We start from the raw sequence: 21,019 nt of genomic DNA, 5'->3' as shown, positions 1-21,019 counted from the left end.
GGCCCCCTGCCGGGCCGCCCGCCCGGTCGGGGTGTCAGCCGGGCCGGTCCAGCTCACTGCCGGGCTGCGGCGGTCGCCTGTCCAGCGCGCGCTCAGGCTCCGGCAGTCGCCTGTCCAACGCGCGACCGGCGTCGGCCGACGGCGCCGGGCCGGCGTGGGGCGACGGCGCCGGGCCGGCGTGGGGCGACGGCGCCGGGCCGGCGTGGGGCGACGGCGCCGGGCCGGCGTGGGGCGACGGCGCCGGGCCGGCGTGGGGCGAGGGCGCCGGCTCGGCGTCGGGTTCGGGCTCGTAGGCGGCGACCGCCTCCTCGTACGCCTTGCGCAGCTTGTCCGCCTCGCCCTGCGGGTTGTGGAACCAGTTCGTGGACCACAGGCGGTGGAAGTTCCAGCCGAGCCGCTCCAGGTGCTCCTTACGCAGCCGGTCGCGGTCGCGCACGCTACGCGAGTCACGGTAGGAGGCGCCGTCCGCCTCGATCGCCAGGACCATGCGGTCGGGGTCCTTCGGGTGGGTGGCGGCGAAGTCGACGCGGAAACCGCCGACGCCGTACTGCGGGACGACGGTGATGCCGTGCCTGGCCAGGCGATCGCGTACGTCGGCCTCGAACGGGTTGAGCGCCGTGCCGCCCGAGGCGTCGGCCGGGGTGCCGCCCGAGCCGGCGTACTCCAGGTAGTCGGCCAGCAGCCGGGCGCCTGCCTTGGTGACGCGGGCGGGGTCCACGTCGTGGCTGGAGAACGAGCTGACCAGGGTGAGGCGGTGCTTGGCGCGGGTGGCGGCCACGTTCAGCCTGCGTTCGCCGCCGTCGCGCAGCAGCGGGCCCCACTGGTAGCGCATGCGGCCGTCGCGGTGCTTGCCGTACCCGATGGTGAGGATGATCGCGTCGCGTTCGTCGCCCTGGACCCGTTCGAGGTTCTTGACGAAGAACGGCTCCGGCGCGTCCTCGGCGAAGAAGTCCTCCAGCTCGGGATGCTCGGCCAGCGCCTCCCGCAGCGCCTGGTCGACGCGTTCGGCGTGGCGCATGCCGAGCGCGATCACGCCGAGCGACTCGCCCGGGCGGGCGCGGGCGTGGTCCAGCACCAGCTCCACGACCTTGTCCACCTCCGCCGGCACCGACGCCTCCTGGCCGGGCCCGGGCGGCTGGGCGACGACCACGTGCCGCAGGCAGTCGCCGCGCGACACGCCGGGGAACGTGGTCAGCGCCCCACCGTAGATCCGGGCGTTGGAGAACGCCACCAGCCGCTCGTCCCTGCTGCGGTAGTGCCAGGTCAGCGGCCAGGTGGGCAGCAGCGGCCGGAGCGCGTCCAGCACCGATTCGAACCCCGCGCCGAACGACACCAGGCTCTCCTCGTCCTCGGCGTCGTCGAGCCCGTCACTGACCTGGCGGAAGAAGTTCGTCGGCGGGAGTTGCCGGTCGTCGCCGGCCACCACGATCTGGTGCGCCCGCATGATCGACGGGACCGCGTCGGCGGGCACGATCTGGCTGGCCTCGTCGAAGATCACCACATCGAACAACCTGGTCGCGGGCAGCACCTGGCTGACGATCAGCGGGGACATGGCCCAGCACGGCTTGAGCGCGAACAACACGTCGCCGGTCTGATCGAGCAGGCGGCGCAGCGGCAGGTGGCCCCGGCGCAGGGCCGCTTGTTTGCGGATGACCCTGGCCTGGAGCGGGTGCCGGTCCTCGGCGTCGCGCAGCCGGACCGCCCATGCCCGGCGGACGCGGGCCTGGTTGGCGGCCAGGTGCCGGATGTCGCGTTCGCGGAAGTCGCCGGCGATCTCGTCGAGCGCGTCTCCCCGTTCGGCGGCGTACCGGGGGTCGCTCACCCTGATGTGGTCGAGGATGGACGAATACCAGGCGTGGTCGAAGGCGGCCGCCGCCAGGTCCGACGTCGCCTGCTTGCGGGCCAGGTCGTCGAGGAGCTGGCCGAGGCCGAAAGCGTCGAAACGCATGCCCAGGTCGTACAGTCTGGGGAGTTTCCATGCGGTGTCGCGGTCGGCGCAGAGCTCGGCGAGGACCTCGGCGGGCTCGTCGGGGACGCGGACGTACGCGCGGAGGGAGGCGAGCTGCGCCTCGCACTCGGCCTGCAGCCGCAGCAGCCCGCCGAGATCGGACGGCGGCCACGGCGGCCTCTCCCGCGCCTCGTCCCCGGCCGCGCCGCCGCTCCCGGCCGCGCCGCCTCGCCACGGCGTGCCTGGCGGGGAGGTGCCGTCGGAGCCGGCGCGCCAGGCGCCGGGCGCGGGTGGCGGGAGGCGGAGGGCGTCCCATTCGGCGAGCTGTCCGGCCGCCTCCGCCAGCGCCGCGTGCAGCTCGGCGCGCTCCGGCTTACCGGCGCCCAGCCACAGGGCACCGGCCCGTTTGCGCAGCGCATGACGCTCCCGAAGCCCGAGGGGACCGCCGTCCCCGGCCGCCATCGGGTGCGGGCCGACTGCGGCGGCCAGGCGGGCCGGGTCGGACTCGAAGACGCGCGGCGACAGGCGCCGCATCGTCTGCGCGACCCCGGCGAAGAGCTGCAGCACCGCCATCCGCTCCCGATGCCCTTCCGGCGCACGCAGGCCCACCTCGGCGCACGCCTGATCCACCCGGTACGCCAGCAGCGGCAGCAGGTGCGAGTGCAGCCGGGAGGCGCGATCGGCGGCCTGCCTGGCCTGCTCGGCGGTCCGCAGCGAAGCCCCGTACCAGGGCGTGCCGCCGGGCCGCAGCGTGAACCCGCCCAAATGGGCGAAGTCGCGCAACTCATCCCGGATCCGATCGGCCGCCTCGCGATCGATGCGCTCGGGAGGGAAGAGCCGCACCGGGGTACGCGCCTCGGCGGGGACGCCGAGCAGCGCCGACTGGATCTGGAACGCCGACAACCCCCACGGCGCATGCGGCTCGTGCAGCCCCGCCACGTGCCGCGACAGCCGGCGCTGCCGGTCGATGAGCCGCCGGTCCAGCTCCTGCGCGCGTCCTTCGGTCACGGTCTGGGCGAGGTCGGCCGTGTCACCGAGGTCGCGGGCGATCCGCAGCCGGTCGCGGGTGCCCTCGTGGATGTCGAGCACCAGATCCCCCAGGTCGGCGCCCTTGAGCCGGGACAACACGGCGTCGATCGCGGCCCGCTTCTCGGCCACGAACAGCACCTTGCGCCCCTTGGCGACGAGCGCGGCGATCAGGTTCGCGATGGTCTGGCTCTTGCCGGTGCCGGGCGGCCCGTGGATGACGAGGCTGCGGCCCGACAACACGGCGGCGATGGCACTGCGCTGGGAGGAGTCGGCGTCGAGCACCGAGTAGTCGTCCTCCGGCGAGTCCAGCTCCATCGGCTGCCCCCGGTCCCCCGACAGCAGCTCCTGCGCGTCGAGGTCGCCGGCGATGGCGGCCACCACGTCGCTGTCGGCCAGCAGCTCGCCCGCCGCCTGCATGTCCCTGACCATGGGCAGCTTGGAGTAGGTGAACGTGCCGATGACCCGCCGGTCCTGGATGCCGAACCCGGGCACTTCGGCGGCGGCCGCGATGGCGCGCAACTCGTCGTGGTCGCCGGTGGCGCGTTCGGCGTCGGCGCCGTACACGGTGGCGAGCTTGTGCAGCAGCACCGGGTTGACCTCGGCCTCGTCGTCGAGCACGAGCTCGAAGTCGTCGTGCCTGGCCCGGGTGGGTGAGATGGTGAGGCCGCGCAGCAGCACGGGCGCGGCGGGCTCGAGGAACAGCTCGTCCCACCTGGCCATGCCGATGGCCAGGTACGCGGCCCGCAGCCCGCGCTCCTCGAGCAGCTCGCGGGATTTGCGGTGGATGGCCTGCACGCGCCTGATCGCGTCGGCCCGGGCGTCGGCGTCGCCGAACAGGCGAGTGAGCCTGATCGAGCCGGTGCGCAGAAAACGTTCGAGGCGCGCGGGGTCGGCCGCGGCCAGGTCGAGGGTGCCTGCCCGGCGGTCCTTGTAGTAGAGCAGCGTGTTGCGCCCGCCCAGATCGGTGAGCGCCGATATCCAGTTCGCCTGGGCCGCGGCGATCAGCTCGGCCCTGCGGCTGTCCGATGGCTCCGTCACGAACGTCTCTTCTGCCCTGGCGCGGCCTTTGCAGTCGCTTGGGCGTGGCGTGGCCCGGCGCTCCCGGAGCCACGCCTCTCACGTCAGCCGTTGCGCCTTGCTGAGCAGCCGCTGCGCCACCACGACCAGCGCCAGGAACACGCCGCTCACGACCTGCTGGAACGCCGACGTCAGGCTCCCGACCTGGTTGATCAGGCTCTGGATGACGCCGAGCAGCAGCACCCCGGCCACGGTGCCGGTGATCCCGCCCGCTCCCCCGGTCAGCAGGGTGCCGCCGATCACGACGGCGGCGATGGCGTCCAGTTCGAGCCCGATGCCGAGGATTGTCACGCCGGAGGACAGGCGGGCCGCGTTCAGCGCTCCGGCCAGGCCGGCCAGCAGGCCCGACATGACGTACACCAAGATCTTCGTCCGTGCGACCGGCACGCCCATCAGGGCCGCCGCCTGCTCGTTCCCGCCGACGGCGTAGACGTTCTGGCCGAAGCCGGTGCGCTGCAACAGCACCATCGCCACCAGGGCCAGGGCGGCGGTGATGTGGACGGGATAGGACAGCCCGAGCAGCTCGCCCTGGCCGACCGCGGCGAAGGCGCGATCTTTGACCAGGTATGTGGTCGCGCCCTCGTCGGAGATGGCCAGCATCAGCCCGCGCACGCCGAGCAGCCCGGCCAGGGTGACGATGAACGGCGCCATCCCCGTCCTGGCGATCACCAGCCCCTGGAGCAGGCCGACCAGCCCGCACACCGCCAGCGGCAGCAGCAGCGCCACCGCGAGGCCGTATTGGGAGCCGTAGGCGGCCAGCACCCCGCCCAGCACGAACAGCGACCCCACCGACAGGTCGATGCCGCCGCTGATGATGACGAACGTCATCCCGATCGCGATGATCGCCAGGAACGACGACGACACCACGACGCTGGCCGCGTTCCCCGGCGTGGCGAAGGAGTCGAAGGCCAGGCTGCCCACGATCACCAGCACGCCCAGCACCATGAGCGCGCCGTGCTGCTGGAGCAGCCTGCCGGCCTGTTCGCGGTTCATCGGCGCTCCCTGGTGGCGTAGACGGCGGCCAGGATGATGACCGCCTGGACCATCTGGGTCCACGACTGGGGCAGGTTGTGCTTGATCAGCGTGGCCGACAGCAGCTGCATGAGCAGCGCGCCCATGACCGTGCTGAGCACCCGGATCCGGCCGCCGGTCAGCGGGGTGCCGCCGACCACGACCGCGGTGATCGCCGACAGCTCGATGAACAGGCCGAGCGAGGTCGGGTCGCTGGCCTGCAGCCGCGCCGTGGCCAGCACGCCGGCCAGCGCCGCCAGCAGGCCCGAGATCACGTACACGGTCAGGAGCACGCGCTTGACCGGCAGGCCGGACAGCTCGCTGGCCGACCGGTTGCCGCCGATCGCGACCACCTGCCGCCCGAACGTGGTCCGCCGCACCACGAACAGCACGATCACCGTCAGGGCCGCGGCGATGAGCACGATCACCGGGATCCCGGCCACCGAGCTGCTGCCCAGCGCGATCAGGTCGGGGTTGCGGAACTCGACGAGCTGCGGCACCAGCACGTTGGCCAGCCCGCGTACGCCGACGAGCAGCGCGAGCGTGGCCACGATCGGCTGCACCCCGACGTACGCGACCAGCGCCCCGCCCACCGCCCCGACCACCGCACCGCCCACGACGGCCACGATCACCGCCGGCAGCCAGCCGTACCCGAGATACATCACCACCAGCGCGGCGGCCAGCGCCATCACCGAGCCGACCGACAGGTCGATGCCCTGGGTGCCGATCACCAGCGCCATCCCGAGTGAGACGATCACGATGGGGGTGACCTGGACGAGCTGGGTGCGGAAGTTCGCCGCGTCCAGGAAGTGCGGGGTGAACAGCACGTTGAACAGCAGCAGCGCCAGCACGGCCGCGTACACGCCGTAGTCCTGCACCCAGGCGAACACGCGCTGTTTGCGCACAACGCGGGCCTGCGCCTGGGATGTCAGCTCAGCCATCGGACTGCTCCGCGATCGTCGCCATGATCCTCTCCTCGGTCACCTCGTCGCCCGACAGCTCTCCGACGACCGTGCCCTCGCGCAGCACGAGGATCCGGTCGGCGCCCTCGACCAGTTCCTCCAGGTCCGAGGAGATCAGCAGCACGCCCAGGCCCTCCTCGGCCAGCTCGTCGATCAGCGCCTGCACCTCGGCCTTGGCGCCGATGTCGATGCCCCGGGTGGGCTCGTCCAGGAGCAGCACCTTGGGGCGTACGGCCAGCCAGCGGGCCAGCAGCACCTTCTGCTGGTTGCCGCCGGACAGTTCGGACACCAGCTGGTGCGGGGAGGCGGCCTTGATCCTCAGCCTCCGCATGAAGATCTCGACCACCCTGTCGATCTTCGCCTCCGACACGACGCCTGCCCTGCCGAGTGACGGCAGGGCGGCCAGGGCGATGTTCTCGCGCACGGAGAGCGTCGGGATGATCCCCTCGGCCTTGCGGTCCTCCGGCAGCAGGCTCACCCCCGCCCTGATCGCCGCCGCGGTGGAGCCTTTGCGCACCGGGGTTCCCTCCACCGTCACCTGACCGCCGTCCAGCGGCAGCGCGCCGACGATGGCCTTCGCGGTCTCGGTACGCCCGGCTCCGAGCAGGCCGCCCAGGCCGACCACCTCGCCAGGGCCGATGTCCACGTTGACGTCGCGGAGGACGTGGCGCCGGGCCAGCCCGCGCGCCCGCACGACGGGGACCTGTCCGTTCACGTGTCCACCCGCGTGGGGTGGGGTGGAGAGGCGGTGGCGGGAGAAGCGGGTGAGACCCTCGGAGCGGACCTCGTTCAGGTCGCGGCCCAGCATGAGCGAGATGAGCCGCAGCCGCTCCAGCCCGGCGAGCGGTCCCGTGTGGGCGAGGCGGCCGTCGCGCAGCACGGTCACCCGGTCGCACACCCGGTACAGCTCGTCCAGCCGGTGGCTGACGTACATGACGGCGATCCCGGAGTCCCGCAGCCGCCTGATCACCCCGAACAGCGTCTCGACCTCGCGCGGCTCCAGAGACGACGTGGGCTCGTCCATGATCACCACCCGCGCGTCCACGGACACGGCCCGCGCCAGGGCGACCATCTGCTGGGCGCCCACGCCGAGCGTGCGCAGTGGCCGCCGGACGTCGGCCGCGACGCCGTAGCCCGCCAGCACGCGGGCGGCCTCCTCGTACATGGCCGCGGCGTCGATCACGCCGAAGCGGCCGCGCGGCTCGCGGCCGAGCAGCAGGTTGCGGGCCACGCTCATCATCGGGACGAGGTTGACCTCCTGGTAGATGGTGGAGATGCCGGCGCGCTGCGCGTCCATGGGGGTGGCGAAGGCGGCCGGGCCGCCCTGGTAGCGCAGTTCGCCGCCGTCCGGCCGGTACACGCCGGTGAACACCTTGATCAGCGTGGATTTGCCGGCGCCGTTCTCCCCCACGAGGGCGTGCACCTCGCCCGGGCGCAGGGCGAGGGACACGCCGTCGAGGGCGAGCACGCCGGGGAAACGTTTGCTGATCCCCCGCGCCTCGAGCACCGGCTCCACGTCAGTACGCCTCACCGAGCGATTCCTTGGCGTTGCCGGTGTCGTAGTCGCGGTCGGAGATGATCACCTTGTCCGGGATCGGCTGCCCGTCCAGGAACTTCTGGGCGGTCTCGAAGGCGAGCGGCCCGAAGCGCGGGTTGGACTCGATGACCGCGTGCAGCCAGCCGTCGGCGATGGCCTGCACGGCGCTGCGGGTGCCGTCCACGGACACGATCGTGATGTCTCCGGGTTCCTTGCCCGCGCCCTTCAGCGCGGTGACCGCACCCAGCGCCATCTCGTCGTTCTCGGCGTAGATGCCGTTGATGTCGGGGTTGGACTGGATGAGCTGCTCGGTGACCTGCTGTCCCTTCTCGCGGGCGAACTCGCCGGTCTGCTCGAACGAGATCGTGATCCCGGGCGCCTTCTCCTTGACGCGGTCCTTGAAGCCGTTCGTCCGCTCGGTGGTGACGTTGTTGCCGGGCGCGCCCAGCAGGATGGCCACCTTGCCCTTGCCACCCAGCGCCTCGATCATCTGGTCGGCGGCACGTTTGCCCTGCTCGTAGAAGTCCGAGCCGATGAACGTCAAGTAGTCGCTGCACGGCCTGGCGTTGATCTTCCGGTCCACCGTGATGATCGGGATCTTCTTGGCCGCGGCCTGCTGGAGCACCGGCTCCCAGCCGTCGGAGTTGAGCGGGGCGATGATGAGCAGCTGCGCGCCCTGGGCGATGAGCTGCTGGACGTCGGTGATCTGCTTGGAGAACTGGGACTGGGCGTTGGTGACCTTGAGCTTGGCGATGCCGAGCCGGCCCGCCTCGTCCTTGATGGACTTGGTCTCGGCGATGCGGAACGGGTTGGCCTCCTTCTCCGACTGGGAGAAGCCGACCGTGGCGGTCTTGAGGTCGAACGCGGTGCCGCCGAACTGCTGGAGCGTGCAGGTCGGCCCGGCGCCGCCGGTGGGGCTCTGCACGACCTGCTGCCCGGCGGTGCTCGTGGCGGCGGGGGCGCTCTGCGGCTGCTCGCTCTTGGCGCAGGCGGCGGCGGTGAGGAGCACGGCCAGCGTCAGAGCGGCTGTCCGGATGCGGGGGGTCATGGCGGTTCCTTTCCTACCAGGTGCCGTGCCCGGGCCACAGGGGCCCGGGCACACGAGAGGGTCAGCCGCAGGCCGGGTTGATGGCGCCGGTGAGCGCCTTGTGCGCGTCGTGGACCCGCTTCACGTCGGGCTTGGTGATCGCCCTGTCGTACGTCATCAGGCCGTTGATCTCGGTCTCGACGTCGGTCGTCTGGGTGTAGATGGCCGCGCTGAGCCGTTCGCAGGCGTGCAGCCGCTCGAGTTCCTTGATCATGTTCACGTAGCGGGTGGTGAGGGCCTCCGGGTTCGGCTCGACCGCGTAGCCCCAGCCGCCGCCGGACCAGGTGTGGCCGACCACGGGCAGGGCCAGGCCGCCGTACTCGCCGATCACGTTGGCCCGGGTGCCGGAGGGCTTACCGGGGTTGCCGGGGCCGGGGTAGATGTGGAAGTCCTTGGCGTCGCCGTTGCCGCCGTCCACGGCGCCGCAGCAGTTCACGCCGCTCATGTTGTTGACCAGGCGCGAGGGGTCCCAGCTCTTGACGAGATCGGCGACGCGCGCCTGGTCGTACTGACCCCAGCCCTCGTTGAAGGGCACCCACATGATGATCGACGGGCTGCTGCGGTGCTGGTCGATCATCTCGCGCAGCTCGGCCTCGAACTGCGGCCGGTCGTCGGTGCGGAAGGCCGACGGCATGTCCTGCCACACCAGCAGGCCGAGCTTGTCGGCGTGGTGGTACCAGCGGTCGGATTCGACCTTGACGTGCTTGCGCACGGCGTTGAAGCCGAGCGCCTTGGTCTGCTCCAGGTCGTAGCGCAGGGCCTCGTCGGTGGGGGCCGTGTAGATGCCGTCCGGCCAGAAGCCCTGGTCGAGTGGTCCGATCTGGAAGACCGGCTTGCCGTTCAGCAGCATCCGGTTGCCGGAGAGCTCGATGGAGCGCATCCCGAAGTACGACGCGACGTGGTCCTGCTTGAGCCTGACCTCCAGGTCGTACAGGTGGGGGTCGTCCGGGGACCAGAGCCTGGGGCTGGGCACGGGCAGCCTGAGCTCCTTGCCGACCGGGCCGCTGACCTTGCCGATCACCCGCCGGCCGTCCTTGGCGACGACGGTGGCGGTGCCGCCGGTGCCGTGCACGGTGACATACACCGCCTGGCCGCGCAGGTCGGGCTCGGTGTCCACGCGGTCGATGCGGTCCTGGGGCACCGGCTCGATCCAGACCGTCTGCCAGATGCCGGAGACGGCGGTGTACCAGATGCCGCTCGGGTTGAGCCGCTGCTTGCCGATGGCCTGGCTGCCGGTGTCGGTGGGGTCGTACACGCCGACGACGAGCTCCTGAGGGCCGCCGCGGCGCAGCGCGTCGGTCACGTCCACGGTGATCCGGTCGTAGCCGCCCTTGTGCGTGCCGACCTGCTTGCCGTTGACGTAGATGGTCGCCTGCCAGTCCACCGCGTCGAGGTGGAGCAGGAGCCGCTCGCCGCGCCAGGTGCGCGGCACCTCGAACGTGCGGCGGTACCACATGCGCTCCTCGTGCCGGCCGATGCCGGACAGCTGCGACTCCACCGGGTACGGCACGACGATGCGCTCGGGCAGGTCCCTGCCGATCGGCGCGGCCTCGCCACCCTTGGCCGGGGCGAACTGCCAGGTGCCGTTGAGGCTGCGCCAGCGGTCCCTGACCAGCTGTGGCCGCGGGTACTCCGGCAGCGGGTTGTCCGGGTTCACGTCCTCGGCCCACTGGGTGCGGAGCACATAAGCGGAGGCGTTGACCACGTACGCGTACCGGTAGGCGGCCAGCGGTGTGCCGTCGGTGTGGGTGATGCCGCCGCTGCCGTCGTAGTCGGCGCGGACGGTGGCGCCGGCCTTGGCCGGGACCGGATACTTCAGCTTGAGCTCGACGGTTTCCGGATTCTTCAGGGTGGCGGCGGTCACCGGCCACGGGGTGCCGGCGACCGTGACGACGAGCTTGCCGGCCGCCCCCGCGGGCAGCGCGTTCAGTGGGTTGGCGAACGTCAGCGTCGCCACGTCGCCGGCCGCGTTCAGCGTGGCGTCGGAGGGCCCTGCGGGTTCGAAGCCGGCGGGCAGCGTGAACGCCTCCTTGGGCACGATCGCCTTCGGCTGGCTCGCGCTCTGCCAGCGCAGCCGCAGGTGCGCGCCGCCGAAGTGCTCGAAGTACTCGACCTTGACGTCGTACGTGCGGTCGGCCTCCAGGGCGATCGGGGTGCCGGCCTGCTCGCGGTCCCAATCGTCCACCCAGTGGTCGATGATCGGCTTGCCGTCGATCCAGAGGCGGAAGCCGTTGTCGCCGATCATCGAGAACGTGTACGTCTCGGAGTATTTCGCCTGGATCTTCCCGGTCCAGCGGACGGTGACGTCGTCCTCCCTGCCGGTCAGCAGCCGTAACGTCGGGTTCAGGTCGGCCAGCTCCAGGTTGGGATCGACGACGGTCGCCTTCAGCTCGGCGAAGTCGAACTTCCCCGGCCCGGAGGCCAGGTAGTAGTCGCCGCGCAGCCCGTTCCGCTCGGCGGCGGCGGTAGTGGTGGCGGCGGACGCCGGTGGCGGCGCCTGCCATAAGACGGTCAACAGCACGGCCAGCAGCAACGCGAGGCGCTTACGCACGGGGGGTCCTTTCGTAACGCGGCCGATCAGGTTCGAACAGCCTTTGACCCTGGACTTGCCCCCAAATAAGCACCGACGGACCGACCCGGTCAAGATTTCCGATCAAATTCGTTCTGACTCGGTCAAAGTCGAACCCGGTTGGCCCGATCGACTATGATCGGGGCGTGAGCGACACGCAGAGCGACGGACGCAGGCCCGTGTTCGCCGCCGAACGCCGCCAGCGCATCCTGGAGCTGGTGCGCGCCAACGGCGCCGTGTCGCTGCGCGAGCTGGCCCAGGCCGTGCACTCCTCCGAGGTCACCGTCCGCCGCGACCTGCGCGCGCTGGAGTCGGAGGGCCTGCTCAACCGCCACCACGGCGGCGCCACGCTGCCCGGCGACCTGTCCCGCGAGGCCGGCTACGTCCACAAGGTCTCCCTGGAGTCGGCCGAGAAGGCCGCCATCGCCGACCTGGCCGCCGCGCTGGTGGAGGACGGCGACGCGATCGTGATCGGCCCGGGCACCACCACGCAGGAGTTCGCCCGCCGCCTGACCCGGCACTCCGAGCTGGCCGTGGTGACCAACTCGCTGCTGGTCGCCCAGGTGCTGGCCACCTCGCCGCGGGTCGAGGTGATGCTGACCGGCGGCACGCTGCGCGGCTCGATCCTGGCCCTGGTCGGCAGCGCCGCCGAGCGGTCCCTGGCCGGGCTGCGGGTGCGCAGGGCGTTCGTCTCGGGCAACGGCCTGACCGCCGAGCGCGGGCTATCGACGCCGAACATGCAGGTCGCGGGCGTGGACCGGGCGCTGGCCGCGGCGGCCGAGGAGGTCGTGGTGCTGGCCGACCACACCAAGGTCGGCGTGGACACGATGGTGCAGACGGTCCCGCCTGACCGGATCGACCATCTGGTCACCGACGACGCCGCGCCGCGCGACGTGCTGGACGACCTGAGCGGCCGGGGCGTGCGCCTGCATGTCGCCCAGTTCTGATCGAATGTGACAAGCCTGTTACTGAATTGTTTTGTTCCTCGACCACGATCGAGGCGGAGGCAACCGTGCTACAGGTGGCAGGCGTTCTCAAGACCTTCCCGGGCGTCGTCGCCCTGGACCACGTCACCCTGTCCGTACGCCCCGGCGAGGCGCACGCGCTGATCGGCGGCAACGGGGCGGGCAAGTCCACGCTGGTGAAGGTGCTCTCGGGCGTCCTGCAGCCGGACGCGGGCGAGCTGCGCCTGCTCGGGGAGCCGGTCGCCTTCGCCGGGCCCGCCGACGCCAAGCGGGCCGGGATCGCCACGATCCACCAGGAGACGAACCTCGTCCCGACCATGAGCGTGGCCCGCAACCTGCTGCTCGGCCGTGAGCCCAGGGGACGGCTCGGGCTGATCGACGCCACGGCCCTGCACGCCCGCGCCGAAGAGCTGCTGGCCGCGTACGGGCTGCGGGTGGACGTCCGCCGCCCGCTGGGGACGCTGGGCGAGGGCGCGCGCCAGCTCGTGGCGCTGGCCAGGGCCGCCTCCGCGGACGCCCGGCTGGTCATCATGGACGAGCCCACCTCGGTGCTGGACCATGCCGAACTGGAGACCTTGTTCTCGGCCGTGACGCGGCTGCGCGAGGAGGGCCGCTCGGTCGTCTACGTCACCCACCGGCTGGAGGAGCTGCACGGCATCTGCGACCGGGTCACCGTGCTGCGCGAGGGCCGGGTCGTGCACACCGGGCCGCTGGCCGGGCTGGACCGGCTGCGGCTGGTCTCGCTCATGCTGGGCCGGCCGTTCCACCCGGGGGCGCCCGCGCCGCGGGCGGGCGAGCCGGACGAGCCGGCCGACCTCCCCGTTCTGGAGGCCAAAGGTCTCACCCGCCAGCACGTGCTCGCCGACGTCTCCCTGGCCATGCGCGCGGGCGAGGTGATCGGCCTCAGCGGGCTGCTGGGGGCCGGGCGCAGCGAGACCGCCCGCGCGATCGCCGGAGCGCTGCCCGTTGACGCCGGGCAGGTCACGGTGGCGGGCGCGGCGACGCGCAAGTGGTCGATCAGGCACGCAGTGCGGGCCGGCGTCGCCCTGCTGCCGGAGAACAGGAAGACCGAGGGCATCGTGCCCACGCTGTCGGTACGCGACAACATCGCGCTGGCCGCGCTCCCCCGGCTGTCGCGGGCCGGGATCGTGTCGGACGCGCGGGTGGACGGCATCGTGGCCACGTTCATGCGGCGCCTGGGCATCCAGGCCGTCTCGCCGCGGCAGCCGGCCGGCGAGCTGTCGGGCGGCAACCAGCAGAAGGTGCTGCTGGCCCGCTGGCTGGCCATGCATCCCAAGGTGCTGCTGCTCGACGAGCCGACCCGGGGCGTCGACGTGGCGACCAAGCTCGGCATGCAGGCGCTCCTCGACGAGCTGGCCGTCGACGGGCTGGCCATCCTGCTGATCTCGTCGGACGTCTCCGAGCTGGTGGACAACTGCGACAGCGTCGTGGTGCTGCGGGACGGCGCGATCTCCGAGCACCTCGTCGGCCCCGAGGTCACCGAGGACCGGCTGCTGGCCGCGCTGGCCAAGGACTAGCGCCCGCGCCCGATCTCATCATCGTCTCATCCTCCTGATCGCACAGTGGTCGTACTGGCGCGACGCAAGGGAGGACGACATGGCGCAGCAACTCCAGCGGGCCCGTGAGAGCAGACTCAGGCGCGAGGTCGGGCTGGTCCCGCTGACCTTCTTCTCCCTCGGGTCGATCATCGGCTCCGGCTGGCTCTTCGGCGCGCTCTACGCCGCGCAGGGCGCCGGCCCGGCGTCCCTCGTCTCCTGGCTCGTGGCGGGGGCCGGGATCGTCCTGCTGGCCGTCATCCACGCCGAGCTCGGCGGCGCCTACCCGACGGCCGGCGGCACCGCCCGGTTCTCGCACTTCGCCTTCGGCGGCCTGGGCGGCTACACGGTCGGCTGGGTGAGCTGGGTCTATTCGGTCGCGCTCGCGCCGATCGAGGTCGAGGCGGCGCTGCAGTACGCCGCCAACTACCTGCCCTGGCTGATGCACACCTCCGGCGGCACCGCCGTGCTGAGCCCCGCGGGATACGCGGTCGCGGCCGTTCTGATGCTGGCCTTCTGCGTGATCAACGCCAAGGGCGTGCGGTTGTTCGCCGAGACCAACACGTGGACGGTGTGGTGGAAGATCGCGGTACCGGTCGTGACGATCCTCGTGCTGCTGCTCGTGGCGTTCCGGCCGGGCAACTTCACCGCCGCCGGAGGCTTCGCCCCCGAAGGGCTCAAGGGCATCCTGTCGGTGACGGCCTCCAGCGGGGTGGTCTTCGCGCTGCTGGGCTTCGAGTCGGCGATCCAGATGGCGGGAGAGGCCCGCAACCCGCGCCGGGACGTGCCGACCGCGGTCATCACCTCCACGCTCCTCGGTGTCGGCGTCTACCTGCTGCTGCAGGTGGCGTTCCTGGGCTCGCTGAGCTTCGGCGACCTGGAGAACGGCTGGGCGCACCTCGGCTTCGTCGGGGAGTTCGGCCCGTTCGCCGGCCTCGCCTCCGCGCTCGGGCTCGGGTGGCTGGCCTTCGTCCTGTACGTCGACGCGGTGATCTCCCCCGCCGGCACCGGCCTCATCTACACCGGCACCCAGGCACGCCTGCTCTACGCCATGGGCCGGGACCGCTTCATCCCGGCGTCGTTCGGGCGGGTGAACGGCCAGGGGTCCCCACTGGCCGGCATCGTGTGCGGGTTCGTCATCGGCATGCTGATCTTCCTGCCGTTCCCCAGCTGGAAGCAGCTCGTCGGGTTCGTCACCTCGGCGGCCGTGCTGATGTACGCGCCGGCCCCGATCGCGCTGGTGGCGCTGCGGCGCAGCGACCCGGACCGGCCGCGGCCGTTCCGGGTGCCCGCGGCGGGCGTGCTGGCGCCGCTCGGGTTCGTCATGGCGAGCCTGCTCATCTTCTGGGCCGGGTGGACGACCGTGTGGCACCTGCTCGCCGCCGTGGCGATCGGGGCCGTGGTGTTCACGATCTCGCAGGCCCTCCTCCCGGCCGCGGACCGGCCGTGGCTGGACTGGCGCTGGTCGTTGTGGATGTGGCCGTACTTCGCCGGCATGGCGGCGCTGTCGTACCTGGGGTCGTTCGACGGCCGCGGGGTGCTGCCGTTCGGCTGGGACATGCTCGCGGTGGCCGTCTTCGCGCTGGCGATCTACGCCTACGCGCTGAGCCGGCCGCTGCCGAGGAGGATCGTGCGTCAATACGTGGAGGAAGCCGATGGAAACGCGTGACGTGGCGGCGGTGGAGCTCGACGGGCTCCGGTACGCCTTCGGGACCAAGACGGCCGTGGACGGCATCGGCCTGCGGGTGGCGCCGGGAGAGGTGTTCGGCCTGCTCGGCCCCAATGGAGCGGGCAAGACCACGACGATCAGGCTGATCGTCACCCTGCTGCCGTGCCCGCCGGGCGCCGTGCGCGTCTTCGGCGTGGACCCGGCCCGCGACCCCATGGCCGTGCGGCGGGCCGTCGGGTACGTGCCGCAGCAGCTGTCGGCCGACGCCGCGCTCACCGGCCGGCAGAACATCGCCCTGTTCACCCGCCTGTACGGCGTGCCCGGCCGCGAGCGCACCGCGCGGGTCGAGCAGGCGCTGTCGGCCATGGGGCTGCTCGAGGCGGCCGACCGTCCGGCCGGCACCTACTCGGGCGGCATGACGCGCCGGCTGGAGCTGGCCCAGGCCCTCGTCAACGAGCCGCGCCTGCTGGTGCTCGACGAGCCGACGATCGGGCTGGACCCGGTGGCGCGGGCCTCCGTCTGGGAGCGGATCACCGCGCTGCGGGCCGAGACGGGCATGACCGTGCTCGTCACGACCCACTACATGGACGAGGCCGAGCAGCACTGCGACCGGGTGGCGTTCCTGCACCAGGGCCGCATCCGCGCGCAGGGCACTCCCGGCGAGCTGACGGCCCGGCTCGGGCCGGGGGCGTCGCTGGATGACGTCTTCCGCGCCTGCACCGATGACACGTTCGAAGAACCGGGAGATCCCCGTGATATCAGAAGCACCCGCCGCACCGCTCTCCGGCTCGGCTGACCGTTCGCCCCTGCGGGACCTGGCCGGCCCGGTGTGGGGACTGTGCCTGGTGGAGCTGCAGAAGCTGCGCCACGACCGCACCGAACTGGTGACCAGGGCGATCCAGCCGGCCCTCTGGCTGCTGGTCTTCGGCGAGACCTTCACCCGCATCCACGCCATTCCGACGGGGAACCTGCCCTACCTCGACTACCTGGCCCCGGGCATCCTCGCGCAGTCGGCGCTGTTCATCGCCATCTTCTACGGCATCCAGATCATCTGGGAGCGGGACGCCGGGGTGCTGGCCAAGCTGCTCGTCACCCCGATCCCGCGTGCGGCGCTGGTGACCGGCAAGGCGTTCGCCGCCGGGGTACGCGCGGTGGTGCAGGCGATCGTCATGCTCATCCTGGCGGCCCTGCTGGGCGTCGCCCTCACCGCGAACCCGCTCAGGATCGCCGGCGCCCTCCTCGTGCTGGTGCTCGGCGCGGGCTTCTTCTCCTGCCTGTCCATGGTGATCGCCGGGCTGGCGCTGAGCCGCGACCGTGTCATGGGCATCGGCCAGGCGATCACGATGCCGCTGTTCTTCGCGTCGAACGCGCTCTACCCCGTCGAGCTCATGCCGTCCTGGCTCCAGGCGATCAACCGGGTGAACCCGCTCGGCTACCAGGTGGACGCCCTGCGCGCCCTGCTCCTCGGCACGCCGGGGCACCTGGGCCTGGACCTGGCCGTGCTGATCGTCGCGCTGGCGGCCGGTGTCGCGGCCGCCTCGGCCCTGCTCGGCCGGCTGACCCGGTGACGCGGTTGCGCGCTTCTGTCGTATGCTGTACGGTACGGCGTACGACAACGATGGGAGACACGTTGACCTTGAGTGACATCCGGCCCTTCCGCCTGGAGACCGACCAGGCCGAGCTGGACGATCTGCGCGCCCGGCTCGAGCGGGTGCGCTGGCCGGACGAGGTGCCCGGACTGGGGTGGAGTTACGGCGTGCCGCTCGCCCACCTCCGGGGCCTGGTCGAGCACTGGCGCACCGGCTACGACTGGCCCGCGGCACAGGCCGGGCTCAACCGGCACGACCAGTTCGTCACCGAGATCGACGGGCAGCGCATCCACTTCCTCCACGTGCGCTCCGCCGACCCCGGCGCCCTGCCCCTGCTGATCACCCACGGCTGGCCCAGCTCCCCGGTGGAATACCTCGACGTGATCGAGCCGCTCAGCCGCGACTTCCACCTGGTCATCCCGTCATTGCCGGGCTACGGCCTGTCCGGCCCCACCCGCGAGATGGGATGGGGCTCCACCCGGATCGCCCGCGCCTGGCTGGAGCTCATGACCCGGCTCGGATACGAGCGCTTCGGGGTCCAGGGCGGCGACTGGGGCACGTGGATCTCGCGCGAGGTCGGGGTGCTGGCCCCCGAGCGGGTGGCCGGCATGCACGGCAACGGCATCATCTGCTTCCCCATCGGTGTGCCGGGTGAGCTCGACGGGCTGAGCGACGTGGAGCAGGAGCGGATGGCCTTCCGCGAGCGTTATCTGACCGACCAGTACGGCTACAAGCTCATCCAGTCCACCCGCCCGCAGACGTTCGCGTACGGCATGGCCGACTCCCCCGTGGCGCTGCTGGCCTGGTTCGCCAGCGTCTACCACGAGTGGAGCGATGCCGAGATCGACGCCGACCGGCTGCTCACCACGGTCATGCTCTACTGGCTGACCAACACCGCGGGCTCGGCGGCCCGCTCGTTCGTCGAGACGCCCGACACCGACCAGGACACCAGCGTCGAATGGGAGCTGAAACCCGCGACGGTGCCCACCTCGATCTCGGTGTTCCCCAAGGACATCCTGCGGCCGGTCCGGCGCTTCGCCGAGCGCGACAACAACATCGTCGGCTGGGTGGAGCACGAGCGCGGCGGCACGTTCGCGGCGCTGGAGCAGCCGGAGACCTTCGTGACGGACGTCCGGGCGTTCTTCACCGAGCTACGTCAGTAGACCGAGATGTGCGGGTGGTCGTAGTGGTTGGCGGTGGTGCCGCCGCGGTCCGACATCGTGCGCCAGGCGCCGGTCCGGACGTGCCAGATGCGCTGCCGGTAGATGATGTACATGATGCCGAGGCGCTTGGCGTTCTTGATCGCCCAGGCGGCGATCTGGTCGCCGCGCTTGAGCTCCTCCGCCGACGGCATCGCGCCCCCCCGGCTCAGCATGAAGTCGCACGCCCGGCCCAAGGGGTGCTCGCCGCCGTCCTGGATCTCGCGGTAGCAGCCGATCCCGTACGGCACCTCGAACCGTTCCTGGATGAGCTGCTTGACCAGCGCCATCCGCGGGGTGATGTGATCGGGGCCCTGCGGCAGCTGCGGCACGAACGTGCCGTCCGGCCGCAGGCCCGGCGCCTGGTGGAGCTGGTCGATCTTGTCCCTGACGCGCTCGATCTGCCGCTCGGCCTTCTTCTTGCGCTCCTCCAGCTCACCGACCGTCTGGTCCAGCTCCCCGGCGCGGGCGGCGGCCTCGTCCTGCGCCCGCTGCCGGTCGTCCCTGACCTTGGCGTAGCCGCTGAGCCTGGCGTCCTGGAGCGCGACGAGGTGCTGGACGAGCGCCATCCTGCCGAGCAGCGCGGCGGGGTCCTGCGTGCCGGCCAGCATGGCGACCTGGCTCGGCTCGGTGCCGGTGTACTGGGCGACGGCCATCGCCTTGAGCTCGGTGGAGTTCTGGTCGTAGACCTCCTGGGCGGTGGCCAGCTTCTCCCGTGCTGATTTTTCGGCCTTTTCCGCCTTCTGGTGGGCGATGCGGCTGTTGTAGTAGTCGGTGATGAGCTTGTCCGACTCCTTCAGGAGCGCGGCCAGGTCCTTCCTGAGCTGCTTCACCGTGGGCCTGGGCTCGGCCCGAGCCGCGGGTGCCACCGCCAGGATCCCTGCGGTGAGGGCGGCGACGATCCCGCGCCACCGGGCACGCTGCCGCAAGGAGGGGGACGCAACCGCCACGCTTCTCCTCATCCAGAGCCGCAGGGCAGGTTCCGGTCATGAGGTAATCCAGGCCCGGGGTCGCCCTCTATCCGACGCTAGATCGTAGAGGATGGGGTGCGGCGGCGTGCAACTTCACCGCTTTTCCGCATCCCGCGGCCGCCGTGCCCTGCGGGCCACGATCTGCCGTCCGAGCAGCACGGACCCCGGCACCACCAGCACCATGCCGAGCAGGCTGGAGTCCAGTCCCACGTCGATGTCGGCGTCCAGCAGGCCGTCACCGTCGCCGCCCAGTATCGGCACGTCGAGCGACACCCCGACCGAGACGGACAGCAGCGGCTCGGGGTTCCGGCCGGGCGGGCGCGTGGTGGGGTCGGGCGCGCTGGTGGTGGGCGGAGGATCGTCGTCCGGGCTGCTGGGCGGGGGGTCGTCGGGGGGCGCGGTGGTGGGCGGCCGGGTGCTCGGCCGCGGCTCCTCCGAACGCGTCGGCTCCGGCGGGCGGGTCGGCTCGCCGGTCGGATCCCGGGTCTCCGTGGGCGGCGCGGGGCGGGGGCCGCCCGTCGTCGGGTCCGGCCGCCTGGTGGGCGGGGCCGTCGGGTCGCCGCTGGGGTAGACGGTCGGGTCGCCGGAGAGCGTGATCGGCGGCGTGCCCGAGAGGGACTCGCGGGGCGTGGGCGGCTCCGTCGTGGGCGTGGCCGGATCGGCGGTCGCCGGCGGAGCCGTCGTGGCCGGCGGGAGCGCGGCGCCGCTCCTCGGCTCGGGCGGCCCGCCCAGGATGACGAACGTCGACACCACCGCCGCCGCGGTCGCCAGCACCAGCCCGCCCGTCACCGCGAACTTCGTCACGGGCGTCAGGCCGCTGTGGAACATGCTCGTGGCGGCGTCGCCGGACACGGCCGGATGCGCGTTCGGCAGCAGCGCGGCGAGCGGCACGGCCAGCATCCCGAGTCCCGTCCGCCCCCGCGACTCCCAGTCCTCGCCGTACGTGGCCACCGCCACGTCCTCCAGCTCGGCCAGGAACGCATCGGCCGACTCCGGCCGTGCCGTGGGGTCCTTGGCCAGTCCGTGCTGGACGAGCGGACGCAGCGGCTCCTCCACGTCCGCCAGCGGGGGCACGGCGTGCTGGTGCAGATAGGCCAGCGCGGCGACGTTCTCGCCGTGGAAGGCCCGGTGGCCGGTCAGGCACTCGAAGAACACCAGCGTCGCGGCGTACACGTCGGTGGCGGGGCTGGCCGGCGCGTCGTCCCACTGCTCAGGCGCCATGTACGACGGCGTGCCGACCAGCGCGGCCCGCTCACCGAAGCGGGCCGCCACGCCGAAGTCGACCAGCTTGCTCTCGCCGTCCTGGGTGATGAGCACGTTCTCGGGCTTGAAGTCGCGGTGCACCACTCCGCGCCGATGGGCCTCGGCGAGCCCGAGCAGCGCGCCTTTCAGCACCGCCAGCGCGGCCTCGGCGCCCGTCCCGCCCTCGTGCTCCAGCAGCCGCCGCAGCGTGACCCCGTCGACGAGCTCCATCACGATGACGGCGTCGTCCGGGGACTCGACGTAGTCCAGCACGCGTGCCGTGTGCGGGCTGTCGATCTCCCGGATCAAGTCGGCCTCGGCCCTGAACCGCTCGACGAACTGCTCGTCCCGCAGCAGCGGCTCGGATAAGTGCTTGATCGCGACCGAAAGGCCGTCGGAGTCGCGTACGGCCAGCATGACCCTGCCCGTCCCGCCGTGGCCGAGTTCCCGGATCTCGGTGTAGCCGGGAACTTCCATGTGGGACCTCCTGACCCGATTAAGATCCTTATGTCAGGACGCTAGCCTGAGGTCACGCGACGTGTCGACCCCTTTCACCGGAGTGACCGCGACGCCGCCGAAACCGGTATTCTTACTACTACGGGTAGTAG

14 protein-coding genes are annotated in these 21,019 nt (G+C 71.9%); 6 read left to right on the top strand and 8 right to left on the bottom strand.

The features are described 5' to 3' along the window. Positions 1 to 34: 34 nt before the first annotated feature. The 6 genes from EDD27_RS14385 to EDD27_RS14360 form a co-directional block, all read right to left on the bottom strand. The gene (locus tag EDD27_RS14385) at positions 35 to 4,015 is read right to left on the bottom strand and encodes an AAA domain-containing protein (RefSeq protein ID WP_127932885.1); all 3,981 of its coding nucleotides are present in this window, start codon (positions 4,013 to 4,015) and stop codon (positions 35 to 37) included. Positions 4,016 to 4,093: 78 nt separating this feature from the next. Continuing rightward, positions 4,094 to 5,047: an ABC transporter permease gene (locus tag EDD27_RS14380; RefSeq protein WP_127932884.1), complete on the bottom strand. Its 954-nt coding sequence runs from the start codon at positions 5,045 to 5,047 to the stop codon at positions 4,094 to 4,096. Beyond that, on the bottom strand, positions 5,044 to 6,006 hold the full coding sequence (locus tag EDD27_RS14375) for an ABC transporter permease (protein ID WP_127932883.1): 963 nt from the start codon (positions 6,004 to 6,006) through the stop codon (positions 5,044 to 5,046). Before EDD27_RS14375 ends, EDD27_RS14380 begins: the two co-directional genes overlap by 4 nt. Further along, positions 5,999 to 7,558 (bottom strand): sugar ABC transporter ATP-binding protein, encoded by a 1,560-nt coding sequence (locus EDD27_RS14370; protein WP_127932882.1) that lies wholly within the window; start codon positions 7,556 to 7,558, stop codon positions 5,999 to 6,001. The genes EDD27_RS14375 and EDD27_RS14370 overlap by 8 nt, the downstream gene beginning before the upstream one ends. Then, positions 7,545 to 8,612 (bottom strand): ABC transporter substrate-binding protein, encoded by a 1,068-nt coding sequence (locus EDD27_RS14365; RefSeq protein WP_127932881.1) that lies wholly within the window; start codon positions 8,610 to 8,612, stop codon positions 7,545 to 7,547. Before EDD27_RS14365 ends, EDD27_RS14370 begins: the two co-directional genes overlap by 14 nt. Positions 8,613 to 8,673: 61 nt before the next feature. Then, a complete protein-coding gene (locus tag EDD27_RS14360; RefSeq protein WP_127932880.1) occupies positions 8,674 to 11,202 on the bottom strand; it encodes a PA14 domain-containing protein in 2,529 nt (842 codons plus the stop codon). A 164-nt stretch (positions 11,203 to 11,366) separates the two neighbouring features. Between EDD27_RS14360 and EDD27_RS14355 the strand changes: the two genes are divergently transcribed. The 6 genes from EDD27_RS14355 (at position 11,367) to EDD27_RS14330 (ending at position 18,162) form a co-directional block, all read left to right on the top strand. After that, positions 11,367 to 12,167, top strand: a complete 801-nt coding sequence (locus EDD27_RS14355; RefSeq protein WP_206641404.1) for a DeoR/GlpR family DNA-binding transcription regulator — start codon at positions 11,367 to 11,369, stop codon at positions 12,165 to 12,167. A 74-nt stretch (positions 12,168 to 12,241) separates the two neighbouring features. Then, a complete protein-coding gene (locus EDD27_RS14350) occupies positions 12,242 to 13,723 on the top strand; it encodes a sugar ABC transporter ATP-binding protein (protein WP_241564042.1) in 1,482 nt (493 codons plus the stop codon). A 79-nt stretch (positions 13,724 to 13,802) separates the two neighbouring features. Beyond that, on the top strand, positions 13,803 to 15,410 hold the full coding sequence (locus EDD27_RS14345) for an amino acid permease (protein ID WP_127932879.1): 1,608 nt from the start codon (positions 13,803 to 13,805) through the stop codon (positions 15,408 to 15,410). Beyond that, a complete protein-coding gene (locus EDD27_RS14340) occupies positions 15,397 to 16,206 on the top strand; it encodes an ABC transporter ATP-binding protein (protein WP_127932878.1) in 810 nt (269 codons plus the stop codon). Before EDD27_RS14345 ends, EDD27_RS14340 begins: the two co-directional genes overlap by 14 nt. Beyond that, entirely contained in the window at positions 16,163 to 16,978 is an 816-nt protein-coding gene (locus EDD27_RS14335; RefSeq protein WP_241564041.1) for an ABC transporter permease, read from the top strand. The genes EDD27_RS14340 and EDD27_RS14335 overlap by 44 nt, the downstream gene beginning before the upstream one ends. Before the next feature lie 62 nt (positions 16,979 to 17,040). Further along, a complete protein-coding gene (locus tag EDD27_RS14330; protein ID WP_241564040.1) occupies positions 17,041 to 18,162 on the top strand; it encodes an epoxide hydrolase family protein in 1,122 nt (373 codons plus the stop codon). On the opposite strand, the gene EDD27_RS14325 is transcribed toward EDD27_RS14330, so the two are convergent. Together EDD27_RS14325 and EDD27_RS14320 are read right to left on the bottom strand one after the other, a co-directional pair. Further along, positions 18,156 to 19,148, bottom strand: coding sequence for a coiled-coil domain-containing protein (locus tag EDD27_RS14325; RefSeq protein WP_241564039.1), 993 nt, complete (start codon positions 19,146 to 19,148; stop codon positions 18,156 to 18,158). The two genes, EDD27_RS14330 and EDD27_RS14325, sit on opposite strands and share 7 nt — an antisense overlap. 114 nt (positions 19,149 to 19,262) lie before the next feature. Continuing rightward, complete coding sequence (locus tag EDD27_RS14320) at positions 19,263 to 20,888, bottom strand: serine/threonine-protein kinase (RefSeq protein ID WP_127932874.1); 1,626 nt, start codon at positions 20,886 to 20,888, stop codon at positions 19,263 to 19,265. Positions 20,889 to 21,019: the final 131 nt, after the last annotated feature.

Source organism: Nonomuraea polychroma (assembly GCF_004011505.1).
Taxonomy (GTDB): domain Bacteria; phylum Actinomycetota; class Actinomycetes; order Streptosporangiales; family Streptosporangiaceae; genus Nonomuraea; species Nonomuraea polychroma.
Note: the sequence above shows the minus strand (reverse complement) of the source record. Positions and strands in the feature narration are given on the sequence as shown.